This is a genomic window from bacterium SCSIO 12696, assembly GCA_024397955.1.
In the GTDB taxonomy this organism is placed as follows: domain Bacteria; phylum Pseudomonadota; class Gammaproteobacteria; order Pseudomonadales; family Porticoccaceae; genus SCSIO-12696.
In genome coordinates this window covers 665,943-682,441 of the sequence record CP073744.1, presented here as the reverse complement: position 1 = coordinate 682,441, position 16,499 = coordinate 665,943, and the positions used below count along the sequence as shown (strand labels likewise).

Annotated in this window: 13 protein-coding genes; 10 read left to right on the top strand and 3 right to left on the bottom strand. The window is 51.1% G+C overall.

All coding sequences use genetic code 11. The features are described from left to right. The first annotated feature begins 12 nt into the window (after positions 1-12). Positions 13-1,959 (top strand): DUF4114 domain-containing protein, encoded by a 1,947-nt coding sequence (locus KFE80_03130; protein ID UTW45914.1) that lies wholly within the window; start codon positions 13-15, stop codon positions 1,957-1,959. A gap of 118 nt (positions 1,960-2,077) precedes the next feature. Here KFE80_03130 and KFE80_03125 read toward each other — a convergent pair whose 3' ends face one another. From KFE80_03125 to KFE80_03115, 3 genes are all read right to left on the bottom strand, one after another. After that, positions 2,078-2,527, bottom strand: coding sequence for a GIY-YIG nuclease family protein (locus KFE80_03125; protein ID UTW45913.1), 450 nt, complete (start codon positions 2,525-2,527; stop codon positions 2,078-2,080). A gap of 265 nt (positions 2,528-2,792) precedes the next feature. Beyond that, the gene (locus KFE80_03120; GenBank protein ID UTW45912.1) at positions 2,793-4,091 is read right to left on the bottom strand and encodes an HlyD family type I secretion periplasmic adaptor subunit; all 1,299 of its coding nucleotides are present in this window, start codon (positions 4,089-4,091) and stop codon (positions 2,793-2,795) included. 10 nt (positions 4,092-4,101) lie between these two features. Next, positions 4,102-5,778 carry an ATP-binding cassette domain-containing protein gene (locus KFE80_03115; protein UTW45911.1) on the bottom strand — a complete coding sequence of 559 codons (1,677 nt, stop codon included), beginning with the start codon at positions 5,776-5,778 and terminating at the stop codon, positions 4,102-4,104. Positions 5,779-6,158: 380 nt separating this feature from the next. Between KFE80_03115 and KFE80_03110 the strand changes: the two genes are divergently transcribed. From KFE80_03110 to KFE80_03070, 9 genes are all read left to right on the top strand, one after another. Next, on the top strand, positions 6,159-7,502 hold the full coding sequence (locus tag KFE80_03110) for a nucleotide sugar dehydrogenase (GenBank protein ID UTW46605.1): 1,344 nt from the start codon (positions 6,159-6,161) through the stop codon (positions 7,500-7,502). Positions 7,503-7,658: 156 nt separating this feature from the next. Further along, positions 7,659-9,119, top strand: a complete 1,461-nt coding sequence (locus KFE80_03105; protein ID UTW45910.1) for a glyceraldehyde-3-phosphate dehydrogenase — start codon at positions 7,659-7,661, stop codon at positions 9,117-9,119. Between the two features lie 402 nt (positions 9,120-9,521). Beyond that, entirely contained in the window at positions 9,522-10,871 is a 1,350-nt protein-coding gene (locus tag KFE80_03100) for a Na(+)-translocating NADH-quinone reductase subunit A (GenBank protein ID UTW45909.1), read from the top strand. Between the two features lie 5 nt (positions 10,872-10,876). Further along, positions 10,877-12,097: an NADH:ubiquinone reductase (Na(+)-transporting) subunit B gene (locus tag KFE80_03095; protein UTW45908.1), complete on the top strand. Its 1,221-nt coding sequence runs from the start codon at positions 10,877-10,879 to the stop codon at positions 12,095-12,097. Then, positions 12,090-12,857 (top strand): Na(+)-translocating NADH-quinone reductase subunit C, encoded by a 768-nt coding sequence (locus KFE80_03090; protein ID UTW45907.1) that lies wholly within the window; start codon positions 12,090-12,092, stop codon positions 12,855-12,857. Before KFE80_03095 ends, KFE80_03090 begins: the two co-directional genes overlap by 8 nt. A gap of 3 nt (positions 12,858-12,860) precedes the next feature. Further along, positions 12,861-13,526, top strand: coding sequence for an NADH:ubiquinone reductase (Na(+)-transporting) subunit D (locus KFE80_03085; GenBank protein ID UTW45906.1), 666 nt, complete (start codon positions 12,861-12,863; stop codon positions 13,524-13,526). Beyond that, on the top strand, positions 13,526-14,143 hold the full coding sequence (gene nqrE, locus KFE80_03080; GenBank protein ID UTW45905.1) for an NADH:ubiquinone reductase (Na(+)-transporting) subunit E: 618 nt from the start codon (positions 13,526-13,528) through the stop codon (positions 14,141-14,143). The genes KFE80_03085 and nqrE overlap by 1 nt, the downstream gene beginning before the upstream one ends. A gap of 30 nt (positions 14,144-14,173) precedes the next feature. After that, positions 14,174-15,391 carry an NADH:ubiquinone reductase (Na(+)-transporting) subunit F gene (gene nqrF / locus KFE80_03075; GenBank protein UTW46604.1) on the top strand — a complete coding sequence of 406 codons (1,218 nt, stop codon included), beginning with the start codon at positions 14,174-14,176 and terminating at the stop codon, positions 15,389-15,391. Continuing rightward, positions 15,375-16,445, top strand: a complete 1,071-nt coding sequence (locus KFE80_03070) for an FAD:protein FMN transferase (protein ID UTW46603.1) — start codon at positions 15,375-15,377, stop codon at positions 16,443-16,445. Before nqrF ends, KFE80_03070 begins: the two co-directional genes overlap by 17 nt. Positions 16,446-16,499 lie beyond the last annotated feature (54 nt).

Sequence of the window (16,499 nt, the reverse complement as noted above, 5' to 3'; positions counted from 1 at the left end):
AGGAGAATAACCATGGCAATAGCAATTAAACCCATAATCGGCAGCAGCGGTGATGACCACCTGCAAGGCGGTGCCGGGCACGAAGTGTTTTCCGGGCGCGGTGGCGATGACCTGATCGAAGCACGCAACGGCCACGACCAGGTTTGGGGCGGCACCGGTGATGACCAGTTGCACGGCAACAGCGGCAACGATGTGATTTACGGTGGCGGCGGCCCCAGCTACATCAGTTTGCCCCACCTGACCATCACTGAGGATTACCAGGGCAAGGTGATTTTTGAAAATGAAACCGCCGGTTATCGCAACAGCCTGGGCAGTTACAAGGTGGATGCCAACGGGCTGATCAGCGATGTCACCATGCATTTTCCCAACGCCAGTTTGCAAGGCTCTGGCGGCGATTTAATCCGTGGGCAGAGCGAAAGTGCTCTGTCACTGCAAGCCGGTGACCAGCTTGGCTTTTTTATTGTCGCCAACGGTTACGGTTTCAACCAGGGCTACAACGGCATTGATTTTAATGCTGGCACGCTGGTGTTTCGCAACGCCAGTGGCGACTCTGCCACTATTTACGACAGTAATCCTTCACTGTGGTTTGTGGGGGATGATGGCTCGGAACGGCAATTGATGATCCACAAATACCACACCGCAGCGGGGGTTGATGGCAGTGATTACAGCCTCAACCCAGACGGTATTCCCCACACAGTCGGTTTGCTTAACAGCGACCGGGGCGAGCTGACCCTGGGGTTTGAAGACCTCTACAACGGCGGTGATAAAGACTTTGACGATTCCGTGTTTACCGTTGATCTCGGCTCTGCCAATGCCCGGGTGCTCGACCCGAATGTCAGTCACAGTAGCGGCGGTGTCGATGATGGGATCGTTGATGGTACTGGTGACGGCGTTGCTGCTGTGGTGCACTCGGACAACGATACTTTGCACGGCGGCAATGGCAACGATCAGCTGTACGGCCGCGCCGGTAACGACACACATTACGGCAATAACGGCCATGATGAAATTTACGCCGGCTCTGGTGATGATGTGGGCTACGGTGGCTCTGGCAATGATTTGCTGAAGGGCGGTGGTGGCAACGACACCTTGTACGGTGACAACGGCCACGACGAACTCAGCGGCGGCACCGGACAAGATACATTGAACGGCGGCTCCGGTAATGATGTGTTGTATGGCAACTCCGGCGATGATGCCTTGTTTGGCGGCTCCGGCAACGATGAACTGCAAGGCGGCACCGGCGAAGATACCCTGGACGGTAGCTATGGCAACGATCACCTTTACGGCAGTTCCGGTGATGACGCTCTGTCAGGTGGCCGCGGACACGATTATTTGGACGGCGGCACTGGTAACGACACCCTAGTGGGTGGCGATGGCAAAGACACCTTGCTGGGCGGTTCCGGCAATGATGTGTTTGTATCCGGTTCTGGCAAAGACCAGCTGAACGGTGGCAGTGGCATTGATACCGCAGATTATTCAGCATTGGCCAGTGGTATTCGTATTGATATTCACGGAAAGCGCACCACCGGGGGGGATTCCGATACCTTGTTGTCCATCGAAAACGCCATTGGCTCTGATTTCAATGACTGGTTTCGTGGTGATAAACGGGACAACCGCCTCGATGGCGGCGCCGGAGATGATTTTATCCGCGGTTTAGGTGGTGATGATACGCTGATTGGTGGTGAGGGTAGTGATACCTTTTACTGGCGCAGTAGTGATATTAATGATTCTCTTGACCTGATTGTGGATTTTTCACTGGGTGAAGACATTATCGAACTGGACTTGTCACCGGCACTGACCCTGGAAACTATTGGTGAGTGGTTGAGCCTGTCGGAGTCCGGTGGCGATACTGTTCTCTCCGTAGATTTGGATGGCAGTGGTGATCAGTACAGCAGTGTTGATTTCGTCACTTTGGAGGGAGTTACGGACGCCTCTCTCAGTGATTTTTCGTTTGTTGTTTAACGAGAAAGTCTAAATTGTGATCTATAAAAAGACGGCGATCATTTCTGGTTGCCGTTTTTTATTTGTAGCCTGTAATGTCTAGCTCACCGAGGAGCCAAGCAGTGGCGATCCGATGCAGCTATTTGTTATGTGTATGCAGTGCATTCTTACCATCTTGAATATACATGGAATTTATAGTTTTCATAGTTTTCTTATTAGACATTTCGATAAGACCGTCATCCCCGATATACAAGGCTTCATTATAGGTAAGTTCTCCAGCCTTTATTGACTCATATGCTGCATAGAGAGCCCAGATATCTTTGAAGCATTTCTCATTGATAAACTCGTATAGCTCATCTGATGGTAAAAACCATTCACCGTGTAAACGTTGAGACTTGAATTTTCGGTGAAGCGCCTTCTCTGAAGGCATCGGGGCAAAGCAAGCTCCAAGAAAATTTAGGATATCTGGTGAACCAGCCTGCAGTCTGCTAATTCTTTCTTCTATTCCACAGCACGTCTCCCCAATTTTTATATGCTTGGTAATATCGCCTTGTATAAAGTAAATTAGAGGGACTACGAAATATTTCATTTATTGGTTTCCCTCAATACCTACATCTCAGCTTAAACATATAATCGCCTGTCCAATGAAAAGAACACCTCTGTTTCCCTGACACGCCGTAAATACGTCCATGTAGGCTCGTTGTCAGCATCCCTGCTGACAACGGTCAGCAAAACAGAGGTGTTCTTTTCTTCCTACCTATTTCATGTCTACCGAAAGTACTATATCAAAAACTATCGCTATTGAGCGTCTTATACAGCTAATCGACTCTCTTTAGAGATAGTAGTGAGATTATCTATTTTTCCAAAAGCGCCTTTTCTGCGCCCGATAACAAAGACCCCACCAAGTAGTCCATCAAGTGACGTTTTCCCGTATGAATAATCACTTCTGCAGGCATGCCTGGGTAAAGCGGTTGGTTCTGTTGCAGGTTATTCAGGTAGAGAATCACTTCGTAGTAGGCCTGCCCGTATTCGTCGGTTAAACGATCTGGAGACAGCCTGTGAACGGTAGCCTCTATAGGCAATGTGCGTCGGGTGTTGTAAGCAGTCAGGCGTATCTTTGCCGCAGAACCGTTGGATATATTGTCGACGTCCTCTGGCTTTAAACGTGCCTCTACCACCAAGCGCTCACTCTGGGGAACAATCTCCAATAATTTCCCTCCTGGATGCACCGTGGCGCCAATGGTGTTGACTTGAAGGTTGGTGATCCGGCCAGAGATAGGGGCCAATACTTGTGCGCGGGCTCGTTTGAGTTTCAATAGTTTGATTTCTTCTTTCAACAGGGGGAGTTCAGTCTGAATTTTTTGCAGCTTGTTGAGCGCATCGGCTTTGTCCTGGGTTTCCAGTTGATGACGGGAAAAACTTAACTCTCGGCGTTTTTCAATGCCTCTTTTGTAAGCAGTTTTGGCTTGGTTGATGTTTTCCGACAGGGACGACACCGAAAGCTGAATATCAGCAAGTTGTTTTTTAGAGACCAAATCTTTTTCCGCCAGATTCTTCATGGCGGACTGCCGTTTTTCAATCAGACTGAGTTGGTACTTCAAAGATTTTAGAGTGGATTCCTGACCGGCAATGTCAGTTTCCAGTTGAGATAGTTGACTGTCCAGTACAGACAGCTTCTGTTTCAGTGACTTTTTTTCCTCTCGTAATATTTGTTGGTGAACATTCAGCGCGCCCAGATAGTTGATGCTTTCAGCAAGGGCGGTTACGTCTTTGGGAAACTCAATGGATTGGCTTCCCTTTATCTGAGCAGAGAGCCGAACCTGCATGGCGGACAAATTCAGGTATTTTTTGAGCAGGCTTTGAATTTTGCGGTCCAGCTCAACGGTTTGTAACTGCATGATCGGCGTACCTTGCGCCACGTATTCCCCCTCGAGGGCCAATAACTGATCAACAATACCGCCGTCATAGTGCTGCACGATGCGCTTTTTGCCTTCTACGCGCACAAAACCAGTGGCGGTAGCTGCGCTTTGCAGCGGCGCAAACGTCGCCCACAGACACAGAGCCGACAGGCTTAGTGTCAGCGTCAATGCTGCTGAAACCCAGATTCTCTGTGCTTTTTGCTGAATGCTTTTTGTGGGGCCTTGAATGGTCATAGGAGTATCCTTACGCTTTTTGCGGGCTGTGTGCAGAGCTGTTATGAGAAGAAAAGAAGGAAGCAACCGGGCCGTAAAAAACCGCACCGCCGTTATTCAGTACCAGCACGAAGTCTGCTTCGTGAATTAACTGTCGGCGCTGGGTAACAAATACAGTGGTTTTGCCGGATTTTTTCTGTTCTTTAAGGACGCTTTGGTAGGCTTGTAGCCCTTCAATATCCAATGCGGAATCGGCTTCATCGAACAGCAAAAGTTGCGGTTCTCCGAACAGTGCTTGGGCCACTGCCAGGCGTTGGCCCAGGCCTGGTGGTAGAGGTGACTCTCCACCTACACAGGTGTCGTATCTTTTCGGCAGCGACATAACCCAATCGTGAATGGCCACCTTTTTGGCGAGTGCGACCATTTGTTGTTCTTGGCAGGTGGACGCCTCAACAGGTTGGTAACGACAAATGTGTTCCGCGAAGCTGGCGTTGGGAAAGTGGTTTTCTTGAGGCACATAACCTATTTGTTTACCAAGCCAAGCGTCATCAATAGTGGCAACCTCCATTTGATCAAAAAGCACTTTGCCCGTGTATTTTTTCTGTCCCAACTTTTTCTGCGCTAACAAGGTTTGCAGGAGCTGAGTTTTACCTGCCCCGTTGGGCCCGATAACCGCTAGTGATTCCCCAGGCTTGAGTGCAAAATTGACGGTTTGCAGGCCTTCTTGCAACGACCATTCTTTTACGGTTAAGCAACCCCCAAAGGGCAGCGGTGGAGTATTTTTGACTGGGCTTTCCACTCTGAGTAAGCGGTTTATTTCTGACTGAGCAGCTAGGCTTTCTTCAAGAGATTTCCAGTTCTTCAATAAGGTGTCGAATGGGGTCAGGCAGCGAAACCCAATAATGAGAGCAGCCAGCATGACACCTGGTGTAATGGTTTGGCTGATTAAAAGCAGGGCACCGGTGGCGGGCAATGAGGCTTGTAATAAGAGCCTGAGTGTAATACCGGAAACCGTGTATCTCTGTTGGTTTCTGGCCAGTTTTTTTTCCATGCGATGTTGTACGGATGTCATGCTTTTGATGCGAGCCAGCCAGGTTTTTTGTATGCCCATGGTGTTCAGTCTTTGCTGGCAATTGATGGACTCTTTGTTGATTTTTTGCAGCTGGTTTTGATGCTTTTTCAGATGTCGGCTGTTGCGACCAAGATGGCGTATTTGCAGCAATAAGGTAGTCAGTTGTAGTCCATTGATGGCCAATGCCAGAAGCCCAAAATAGGGATGCAAGATAAACAGGAAAATAATGTAGATGGGTGACCAGAGTGCATCCATGGCCGCCAATAGGTTAGGGCTCACTACAAAAGACTTTGCTTTTTCAATCAGCTCGTAAGGGCTGTTTTCCTGATTTTTTTTTGAAAAGAATAGTGATGAACTCTCGGATAGCCTTTCTGTCAGCACAGTAACAGTTCGTTCACCGGAGAGCTCTTGCATCTTCCGTCTCAGTGCTTCAAAACTGAGATAAGCGCAACTTATGATGGCCAGGGCAATGGATAGCATGCTCAAGGTTTCTACACTGCCGCTGGTAATGACTCTGTCGAAGATTTGCAACGTATATATAGGCAAAGCCATGGCGCAGATATTGGTAATTAAGCTGGCCACGCAAATAAATGAAAGGTAGGGCAATGAGTGCCATGTCAGTTTGCTGTATTTCATAAGACTTCCCTATTTCTTATTTCTCTTTATTCCTTGAGCAAGCTTTGTGCCATGCAAATTCTTGCGAAATTGCATGGCTTCTGGTTGGAATTCACGTGTTGTTATGATCGTTTTGCAAAATGCAAAGCAACTTGCAATGCCAAGTGAAAAAAAATTTAAAAAAATCGGAAATAAATCGATAAAAAGCCTTATTTATAAGGGTTTTTTAAGTTGGCACGCTCTCTGCAGTAGTCGTTTCAGGTTATTAAATAATTGCAACGGAGACGAAGGCCATGATTAACAAAAATAACGTAAAACAAGGTGTTTACGGTCGACAGGAATTTTTAGCAGAAAGAGAGGTAGTCGATGCAAACTTGGATATCCCATTGTCACCTTTGACGATGGATAGGCCTCGGCTGACATCTGCCAAATCGTTAAAAAAACCAGCCATCAGTATTTTTGGGTTGGGGTATGTCGGTGCGGTATCAGCAGCCTGTTTCTCTGACTTGGGGCATAAGGTCATGGGTGTTGATCTCGATGACGCCAAAGTGGCCAATATGAATATCGGCAAGTCGGTCATTGTCGAGGATGGTCTGGATGATTTGTTATCCCAAGCCCATGACAAAAACTTGCTGGCGGCAACCAAAGATGCCGAACAGGCGATTCTCAGTACCGATGTGAGTTTTATCAGCGTATGCACGCCCAGCAATGAGGATGGCAGCTGTAACTTGAGTTATTTAAAGGAGGCCACCCGACAAATTGGCGCGGCTTTAAAGAAAAAGACGGGCTATCACTTGGTGGTTTACAGAAGCACAGTGCCACCCCAAACCACCCGCCGAGTCATGATACCTTTGCTGGAAGAGTTTTCTGGCAAACAATGCGGCAAAGATTTTGGCGTGTGCTACAACCCGGAGTTCTTGCGCGAGAGCACCGCCATTGATGATTTTCACAAGCCACCAAAAACCGTGATTGGCGCTACCGATAAGCGCAGTGCAGATTACGCGGCCCGGCTTTATCAATCTGTTGATCAGGCTCCTATCCGTACAACCCTGGAGGCGGCTGAGCTGGTTAAGTGTGTGGACAATACCTGGCATGCACTTAAAGTGTGCTTTGGCAACGAAGTAGGGCGCCTGTGTCAGGCGGTGGATGTGGACAGCCATGAGGTAATGGATATCTTTCTGCAAGATACCAAGCTTAATCTTTCGCCTTATTATCTGAAGCCCGGATTCGCCTATGGCGGCTCTTGTTTGCCCAAAGAAATTCGCAGTATGCAGCACCTGGCCCGGTCGGTTGGTGTGGACTTGCCAGTGATTAATCAGATCGATGTCAGTAATTCACGACACATTCGCCATGCAGAGCAGCTGATCGCTGATTTGCCCGGTGCATCGGTTGGGGTTGTCGGTGTCAGCTTTAAACCCGGAACTGACGATTTGCGAGAAAGCCCGGCTATTGCGCTTATGCAACAGCTGAAAGAGCGGGGCAGGGAGGTGTTGTTTTATGACCCTTACCTGAATTTTGAACAGTCTGCTGGCGTGGCCTCTGACCTTGGGCAATCGCCGAAAACAACTGTGTGCGACCACTTTTTTACCTTGATTCGCCAGAGCGATGTGGTGGTGATTGCGCACAACCACCCCTACGCTGAGGAAATTGCCCGAATCGCTCGCCTCTACACCCATGTGGTGGATTTGGTCCGGTTGCCGGACACCCATGCAGAGCTGGCAAATTACAGCGGTGTTTGCTGGTAATTCTCACTCTGCTGAAAGTAGGTTGTTTTGGGGAGGAGCATATGCATCTGCAGCTCCTCCCCAAAGAGGTTGTCTTTAATGTGACCAATTTGTTGCACCTGTTGCAGGCAGGCACGATAATGTCTGCCTATTTTTAGGCAACGACAGGATACTCTTGTGACCGACCCAAGACCTCAACCCGCCGACTTCTTCGCTGACTGGAAAGAGCGTGAAGCCCTGGCAGAAGCCATGATCCCGATGATTGGTCAGCTCAATCGCGAGCGCAATGTGGGTATTTACCTCTACGACCGTTCATTAGTTAACCAATCGGTTATCGATATTATGAAGGCCCACCGCCGGGTGCGTCAGGTAGAGCATAATGAAGTCTCTGAGTTTGAAACCTACCCCATGCTCAAGGCGTTGCTGGACCTGAACCTTGGTCACGCCCATCTGGACTTGGGCAAGCTTGCCTCCAAGCATATGGAGCAGGCCAATGGCCAGACTCCGGAAGAATTTTTGCGGGTAGAGCTGGCGGATGCACTCAATAGTGACTCCAAGCCACTGCCCCAGCCTCAAGATGTGGTTCTGTACGGCTTTGGCCGTATTGGCCGCCTGATGGCGCGTCTGTTGATCGAAAAGACCGGCGGTGGCGATGTGATGCGCCTGCGTGCCATTGTGGTGCGCAAGGGCAAAGCCAAGAATGACCTGGTGAAGCGCGCCAGCCTGCTGCGCCGCGACTCGGTACACGGCACCTTCCACGGCACCATTCGTATCGACGAAGAAAACAACGTGCTGGTGTGTAACGGCAACCCCATCAAAATCATCTACGCCAACAACCCGTCGGAAGTGGACTACACCGAATACGGCATCAACAACGCCGTGGTGGTGGACAACACCGGCGTATGGCGTGACGAAGCTGGCCTCAGCCAGCACCTGGAGTGCCCGGGTGTCGCCAAAGTTCTGCTTACCGCACCGGGCAAGGGTGATCTGAAGAATGTGGTTTACGGCATCAACCACACCGACATTCTGCCGGAAGACAAGATCATCTCCGCCGCGTCCTGTACCACCAACGCCATTACCCCGGTGCTGAAAGCAGTGATCGACAAATACGGCGTTGAGCACGGCCACGTGGAAACCGTACACGCCTTTACCAACGACCAGAACCTGATCGATAACTACCACAGCGCCGAGCGCCGTGGTCGTTCCGCGCCGCTGAATATGGTGATCACTGAAACCGGTGCCGCCAAGGCGGTATCCCGCGCGCTGCCAGAAATGGAAGGCAAGCTCACCGGTAATGCCATTCGTGTGCCTACACCCAATGTGTCCATGGCGATTCTCAACCTGAAAATGGGCAGCGCCAGCAACAAGGAAGAGTTCAACGAGTACATGCGCAGCGTTGCCTTGCACTCGTCGCTGCAGCAACAGATCGACTTCACCGAATCTCCGGAAGTGGTGTCTAGCGACTTTGTTGGCTCGCGCCACGCCTGTATCTTCGATGCCAAAGCCACCATTATCTCCGGTGACAGCGCGGTGCTGTACTGCTGGTACGACAATGAGTTTGGCTACAGCTGCCAGGTGGTTCGTTGCCTGGAAGAAATGGCCGGCGTTTCTTGGGATGTGTACCCGAAAGAGGCTTAATCACTGGTTGTATTAGGCCGTTACCCCCCGCGAAGGCGGGGGGCATCAATGACCCCGCTTAGGCGGGGTTTTTGCTTTCTGTTGCGGGTTGCGAGTTACGGGCTCCGTGCTTCGACTTGTACACAACTTAAAACCTGCAATCCGTAGCTGATAAGTTATTGATTTATGCGCCACTTCCAGCCTTTTCGGGGTGGTAATAACCCCTTTGCATGTCTGGTAATTGGGCGCTGCTGCCTTTATAATTCAGCGCCGTTTGGTCGGTCATTTTTCCGGCCCTGATTAAAATAAAACGTTACCAAAAACGTATACAGGATATGTTCGCTGCCTGACTCGCTGGCAAGTAAAGCGGTGGTCAGGGCGTTCACACAGTCTTCTTTACACTTGCGTGAGTAGGCACCACCTATGAATAAAATCCGTCGCGGATTGGACTTACCGATTTCGGGCGCGCCCGAACAGGTTATTCAGGATGGCCCCGAAGCAGGCTCTGTTGCCATTATTGGCTTTGACTACCATGGTATGAAACCCACCATGGCCGTCAAAGTGGGCGACAAAGTCAAACTGGGCCAAGTTCTTTTTACCGATAAGAAAACAGCCGGGGTGAAATACACTGCACCCGCTACAGGTACCGTCAGTGCGGTTAACCGTGGCGAGCGCCGTGTACTGCAATCCGTTGTTATTGATGTAGAAGGTGATGGAGAAATCACTTTCCAACAATACGATGTGGCTGAGCTGGGCTCCCTGGAGCGGGAGAAGGTCGTGGAGAACCTAGTGGAATCCGGCCAGTGGCAAGCGCTGCGCACCCGGCCATATTCCAAGGTACCTGCTCTGGATGCCGTGCCCAATTCGATCTTTGTCACAGCCATCGATACCAACCCACTGGCTGCAGACCCTGCCGCGGTTATCGCTGAGCGCAAAGACGACTTTGTCAACGGCCTCAAGGTGCTGACCAATCTCAGCGGTGGCAAGGTACACTTGTGTACCGCTCCTGGCGCCGATATCCCCGGTGGCGATGTGCCCGGTGTGGAAAGCCATCAATTCGGTGGGCCTCACCCCGCAGGTCTGGTGGGTACCCACATACACTTTGTTGATCCGGTAGGTGCTGACCACGACAAGTTTGTCTGGAGCATCGGTTATCAGGATGTGATTGCCTACGGCGCACTGTTTGCCACTGGCCGCATTGACACTCGTCGTGTGGTGGCGGTTGCTGGCCCTCAGGTCAACAACCCCGGTCTCGTGCGCACTCGCCTGGGTGCCAATACCGACGAATTGATTGCGGGCAATACCAAAGACGGCGACAACCGCGCGATTTCTGGTTCGGTACTGTCAGGCCGTAAAACCTCTGGTGCTTTCACCTATCTGGGGCGTTATCACACCCAGGTATCTGTGATCGAAGAGGGTGCCGAGCGTCACTTGCTTCACTATTTGAGCTTGGGCGCTGACCGCTACTCGGCGATGCCGATTTACCTGTCCAACCTTAATAAAGGCAAAACCTTTGGTCTGACTGCCAGCACCAATGGCAGTGAGCGGGCTATGGTGCCGCTTGGGCAGTACGAAACGGTGATGCCACTGGATATCCTTCCCACTCAGTTATTGCGTGCCTTGATTGTTGGTGACACTGACATGGCTCAAAAACTGGGTTGCCTGGAACTGGACGAAGAGGATTTGGCCCTGTGTACCTACATGTGTGTGGGTAAATACGAATACGGCCCAATTCTGCGTAACAATTTGACCCGTATTGAGAAGGAGGGCTGATCCAGATGAGTCTTCTCAAGTATCTCGAAAAGATCGAGCCCAATTTTCACAAGGGCGGTAAACACGAAAAATGGTATGCCTTGTATGAGGCCATCGATACCTTTTTCTATTCTCCCAAGGACACCACCAAAAACGCTGCCCATGTGCGCGACAGTATTGATCTCAAGCGGGTAATGATCACCGTTTGGATTGCTACTTTCCCGGCCATGTTCTACGGCATGTACAACGTCGGCCACCAGGCCAACGTGTGGCTGTCTACCTTGGCAGACCCGGCTGCTGCTGAAGGCTGGCGCATAGCGGCCACTGCTGCGCTGGCGGGTTTTGATCCCAATAGTATCTACGATTGTATTATTCACGGTGCCATGTACTTCCTGCCTATTTATGCCACTGCGTTTATTGTGGGTGGTTTCTGGGAAGTGCTGTTTGCCATGAAGCGTGGCCACGAAGTGAACGAAGGCTTCTTCGTAACTTCGGTGCTGTTTGCCTTGATTTGCCCACCAGACCTGCCCCTGTGGATGGCGGCCATTGGTATTACCTTTGGTGTGGTGATCGGCAAGGAAGTATTTGGCGGTACTGGCAAAAACTTCCTTAACCCGGCACTGACGGGTCGTGCCTTCTTGTTCTTTGCTTACCCAGCCTCTATGTCTGGTGACGCAGTGTGGGCTACCGGTGCAGCCACCATGGTGGATGGTTTTACCGGCGCTACTGCACTGTCTCTGGCGTACAGCGATGGCATGGAGGTGCTGCAGCAGCAAATCACTTGGATGGATGCCTTCCTGGGTAATATTCAGGGCTCTATCGGTGAGACTTCCACACTGGCGATCTTTATCGGTGGTGCCATTCTGCTGATGATGAAGATCGCTTCCTGGCGCATTATGTTGGGCGTGATGCTGGGCATGGTTGCCTTGTCTTCACTGCTCAATGCGGTTGCTGGCGACTCTTCTAACCCAATGATGCACATGCCCTGGTACTGGCACATGGTTGTGGGTGGCTTTGCCTTCGGTATGGTGTTTATGGCCACTGACCCGGTATCTGCTTCCATGACCAATACCGGCAAGCTGTATTTCGGCATGCTGATTGGTGTGATGGTGGTTCTGATTCGCGTTCTCAACCCTGCATTCCCTGAGGGCATGATGCTGGCGATTCTATTCGCCAACTTGTTTGCGCCCCTGATCGACCACTTTGTGGTGGAAAGCAACATCAAACGGAGGCTGGCACGTGGCTAAAGATACGGTAAAACATACGATACTGGTTGCCCTGATACTCTGCCTGGTTTGTTCCGTGGTGGTATCTGGTGCCGCAGTTGGCCTGCGCAGCATGCAGCAGGAAAACAAAGAGCAAGACAAGAAAGGCAATATCCTCAAAGCCGCTGGCCTCTACCAAGAGGGTGTGTCTATCGACCAGCAATTTGAGAGTGTTACTGCCAAAGTGGTTGACCTGAGCACTGGCAAATTCACCGACGCGGTGGACGTTGCCACGTACGACCAGCGCAAGGCGTCTAAAGACCCTGCGTTCTCTGACAAGCTCTCTGGTGACCAGGATATCGCCAAGATCGGTCGCAAAGTGAAATACGCCACTATTTATATGGTGGAAGGTGACAACGGCATTGAGAAGCTGATCCTGCCGGTGAAAGGCTACGCGCTGTGGTCTACCCTGTACGGTTTTGTGGCTCTTGAGTCCGACCTCAACACCGTGGCTGGTCTGGGCTTTTACGAGCACGCCGAAACCCCGGGCCTGGGCGGTGAAATCGATAACCCCAACTGGAAAGCTATCTGGGTGGGTAAAAAGATTTACGACGGTGATAGAACTGCCATTTCTGTCGAGAAAGGCGCTGTAGATAGCAGTAAGCCGGAAGCGATTTATCAGGTGGATGGTTTGTCTGGTGCTACCTTGACCAGTAAAGGTGTTCACAACTTGATGCAATTCTGGATGGGTGACAGTGGCTTTGCATCCTTCCTGGCAAATCTGAAAGCAGGGGAGGCCTAAGTTATGTCTAGTAAGACGAAAGACACGCTGTTTGACCCGGTATTTAAAAACAACCCCATTGCCCTGCAGATTCTGGGTATTTGTTCCGCACTGGCTGTTACCTCAAGCCTGAGTGTCTCTCTGGTGATGTGTGTGGCACTGACCGCGGTGTGTGCATTTGCCAACCTGTTTGTGTCACTGGTACGCCACCACATTCCTGGCAACATCCGCATCATCGTGCAGATGATCATTATTGCCTCGCTGGTAATCGTGGTGGATCAGGTGCTCAAGGCATTCAGCTACGAAATCAGTAAAACCCTGTCGGTGTTTGTAGGCTTGATTATCACCAACTGCATCGTGATGGGCCGCGCTGAAGCCTTTGCCATGAAAAACCCGCCACTGCCCAGCTTCCTGGACGGTATCGGTAACGGCTTGGGATATAGCTTTATCCTGATTGTACTGGCGGTGATTCGCGAGCTGTTTGGCGCTGGCAAACTGCTGGGCTACGAAATTTTCCCTCTGGTTACTGACGGTGGCTGGTATGTGCCTAATGGCATGATGCTGCTGCCTCCCATTGCGTTCTTCCTGATTGGCTTGATTATCTGGGCCATTCGTCAGAAGCACAAAGACCAGGTAGAAGAGCCCGAGTTTAAAATGGCTAAAAACTCAGCACCGGCGGAGGTAGCGTAATGGAACAGTATTTAAGTTTGTTCGTCCGCGCGGTGTTTATCGAAAACATGGCGCTGGCGTTCTTCCTGGGGATGTGTACCTTCTTGGCCATCTCCAAAAAAGTACAGGCGGCGTTGGGTCTGGGCATTGCGGTGATTGTGGTGCTGACCATCACCGTCCCGGTCAACAACCTGCTTTATAACGGCCTGTTGGCAGAAGGCGCACTGACCTGGACCGGCATTGAAGGTATGGAGTCTGTTGACCTGAGCTTCCTGGGTCTGCTGACTTACATCGGTGTGATTGCCGCCATTGTTCAGATCATGGAAATGGTGCTGGATAAGTACATGCCTGCGCTGTACAACGCGCTGGGTGTGTTCCTGCCGCTGATTACCGTGAACTGCGCCATTATGGGGGCCTCCCTGTTCATGGTTGAGCGGGATTACAGCTTGGGTGAAAGTGTGGTGTTTGGCCTTGGATCCGGTGTTGGCTGGGCGCTTGCTATTGTTGCCTTGGCGGGTATTCGCGAAAAGATGAAGTACAGCGATGTGCCTGAGGGCCTGCGTGGCTTGGGTATTACCTTTATCACTGTTGGTTTGATGTCGTTGGGCTTTATGTCCTTCGGCGGTATCGACCTTTAATCGATAGGAGTAGATTGCACTATGGAAAATATGACTATCGTTATTGGCGTTGCCATGTTCACCGCTATCGTGCTGGCGCTGGTGGCGTTTATTCTCAGCGCTCGCGCCAAGCTGGTATCCAGTGGTGATGTTGCCATTGACATCAACGGCGAGAAAACCATTAACGTTCCTGCTGGCGACAAGCTGCTGCAAACCTTGGCAGAAGCGGGCCTGTTCCTGCCCTCTGCCTGTGGTGGCGGTGGTAGCTGTGCCCAGTGTCGTTGTGTGGTGGAATCCGGTGGTGGCTCCATTTTGCCCACCGAAGAGTCCGCGTTCACCAAGCGTGAAGCCAACGAAGGCTGGCGTCTGTCTTGCCAGGTTCCTGTTAAACAGGACATGAAGATTCAGGTGCCGGAAGAGGTGTTTGGTGTTAAGCAGTGGGAATGCACTGTGGAATCCAACCCCAATATGGCGACCTTTATTAAAGAGCTGACCCTGAAGCTGCCAGAAGGCGAGAATGTTGATTTCCGCGCCGGTGGTTACGTACAGCTGGAGTGCCCGCCACACCACGTGAAATACTCGGACTTCGACATTGAAGAAGAGTATCGCGGCGACTGGGAGCGTTTTGGTTTCTTCGACCTGGAGTCCAAAGTCGATGATACCGTTATTCGCGCCTACTCCATGGCTAACTACCCGGAAGAGAAGGGCGTGGTGAAGTTCAATATTCGTATTGCGACTCCGCCTCCCGGCTCTAAAGGTATCCCCTGCGGCAAGATGTCCTCTTACGTGTTCAACATGAAGCCTGGGGATAAAGTAAAGGTGTACGGCCCATTTGGTGAGTTCTTTGCCAAAGATACCGACAACGAAATGGTATTCATCGGTGGTGGTGCCGGTATGGCACCCATGCGCTCACACATCTTTGACCAGCTCAAGCGTTTGGAGAGCAAGCGCAAGATAAGCTTCTGGTACGGTGCTCGTTCCTTGCGTGAGTGTTTTTACAACGAAGAATACGATCAGCTGCAAGACGAGAACGATAACTTTGTATGGCACCTGGCACTGTCAGATCCACAGCCAGAAGACAACTGGGACGGCCTTACCGGGTTTATCCACAATGTATTGTACGAACAGTACCTGAAGGATCATGAGGCCCCTGAAGACTGTGAGTACTACATGTGTGGGCCTCCCATGATGAACGCCGCAGTGATTAAAATGCTCGAGGATTTGGGTGTTGAACGCGACCATATCTTCCTGGATGATTTCGGTGGCTAACAAACCTCAAGCGGTAAAAAGACAGGGCCTTAAGGCCCTGTTTTTTTGGTTGCGTACTTCCTGTTATTGCCTGCCATTGTTGTTTTTGGGGCTGCTCTCAGCCTGCCAACCAGCGCCTCAAGTGCACAAGTTTGCCGGTGCCACCATGGGTACTACTTATCATGTGACGGTGGTTGCTGCGCAAGTGCCGGGTGATTTGCCACAACAAATTCAGGCTGTGCTGGATAAGGTAAACGGCTTGATGAGTACCTATATTCCCGACTCCCAGCTAAACCAATTCAACGGTTTATCGGCTGGTGAGAAGATGACCCTGGCGCCGGAATTGATAGAGGTACTTACTATTAGTCAGCAGATATACCGTGCGACTGATGGGGCTTTTGAACCCACTGTAGGGCCTTTGGTGGAATTGTGGGGCTTTGGTGCTGCTGAAACCCGCGAGCAAGTGCCAGAGCCGGCTCGTATTGAGCAAGCGAAAGAGCGTATAGGCTTTAGCCAGCTTCAGCTAGACGATCTAAACGCTGAAAAGCGGGCGGATATACGCATCGACCTTTCTGCCGTGGCTAAAGGCTACGCGGTGGACCTTGTCAGTGAACTGCTGTCTGCCGAAGGGTTGACCAACTATTTGGTTGAGGTCGGCGGTGAGATGCGTCTCAGTGGCATTAAAGACGATGGCTCGTCCTGGCGTATTGGCGTCGAGAAGCCCACAGAAGGCCCCAGGGCGATTCGCATTGGCGTTAATGTCACGGACGCGGCGGTGGCAACCTCAGGGGATTACCGCAACTATTTTGAGCGCGATGGTGTGCGCTATTCTCATACCATCGACCCACAAACCGGCTACCCGGTGACCCACACATTGGCATCGGCGACGGTAATTGCCGATAATTGTGCCAGGGCGGATGCGTTGGCGACGGCGTTTATGGTGATGGGTGAAGAGCGCTCATTGGAATTGGCTGAAAGGCTGCAACTGCCGGTGTATTTGCTGGTCAAACAGGGCGACAGTTTTGTGGCTCGTTACAGCACAGCGTTTGAGCCCTATATTAACCCGTCATCCTGAGTGTTCAGCTTTTTAAGCATCTGTGTACACAGGGTGGCAAAAACAAATAAGTGA

Bases quoted from the DNA above. Each gene is read 5' to 3' on its own strand.
- KFE80_03130 (UTW45914.1), top strand. From the start codon at position 13: ATGGCAATAGCAATTAAACCCATAATCGGCAGCAGCGGTGATGACCAC.
- KFE80_03125 (UTW45913.1), bottom strand. From the start codon at position 2,527: ATGAAATATTTCGTAGTCCCTCTAATTTACTTTATACAAGGCGATATT.
- KFE80_03120 (UTW45912.1), bottom strand. From the start codon at position 4,091: ATGACCATTCAAGGCCCCACAAAAAGCATTCAGCAAAAAGCACAGAGA.
- KFE80_03115 (UTW45911.1), bottom strand. From the start codon at position 5,778: ATGAAATACAGCAAACTGACATGGCACTCATTGCCCTACCTTTCATTT.
- KFE80_03110 (UTW46605.1), top strand. From the start codon at position 6,159: ATGGATAGGCCTCGGCTGACATCTGCCAAATCGTTAAAAAAACCAGCC.
- KFE80_03100 (UTW45909.1), top strand. From the start codon at position 9,522: ATGAATAAAATCCGTCGCGGATTGGACTTACCGATTTCGGGCGCGCCC.
- KFE80_03095 (UTW45908.1), top strand. From the start codon at position 10,877: ATGAGTCTTCTCAAGTATCTCGAAAAGATCGAGCCCAATTTTCACAAG.
- KFE80_03085 (UTW45906.1), top strand. From the start codon at position 12,861: ATGTCTAGTAAGACGAAAGACACGCTGTTTGACCCGGTATTTAAAAAC.
- nqrE (UTW45905.1), top strand. From the start codon at position 13,526: ATGGAACAGTATTTAAGTTTGTTCGTCCGCGCGGTGTTTATCGAAAAC.
- nqrF (UTW46604.1), top strand. From the start codon at position 14,174: ATGACTATCGTTATTGGCGTTGCCATGTTCACCGCTATCGTGCTGGCG.
- KFE80_03070 (UTW46603.1), top strand. From the start codon at position 15,375: ATGATTTCGGTGGCTAACAAACCTCAAGCGGTAAAAAGACAGGGCCTT.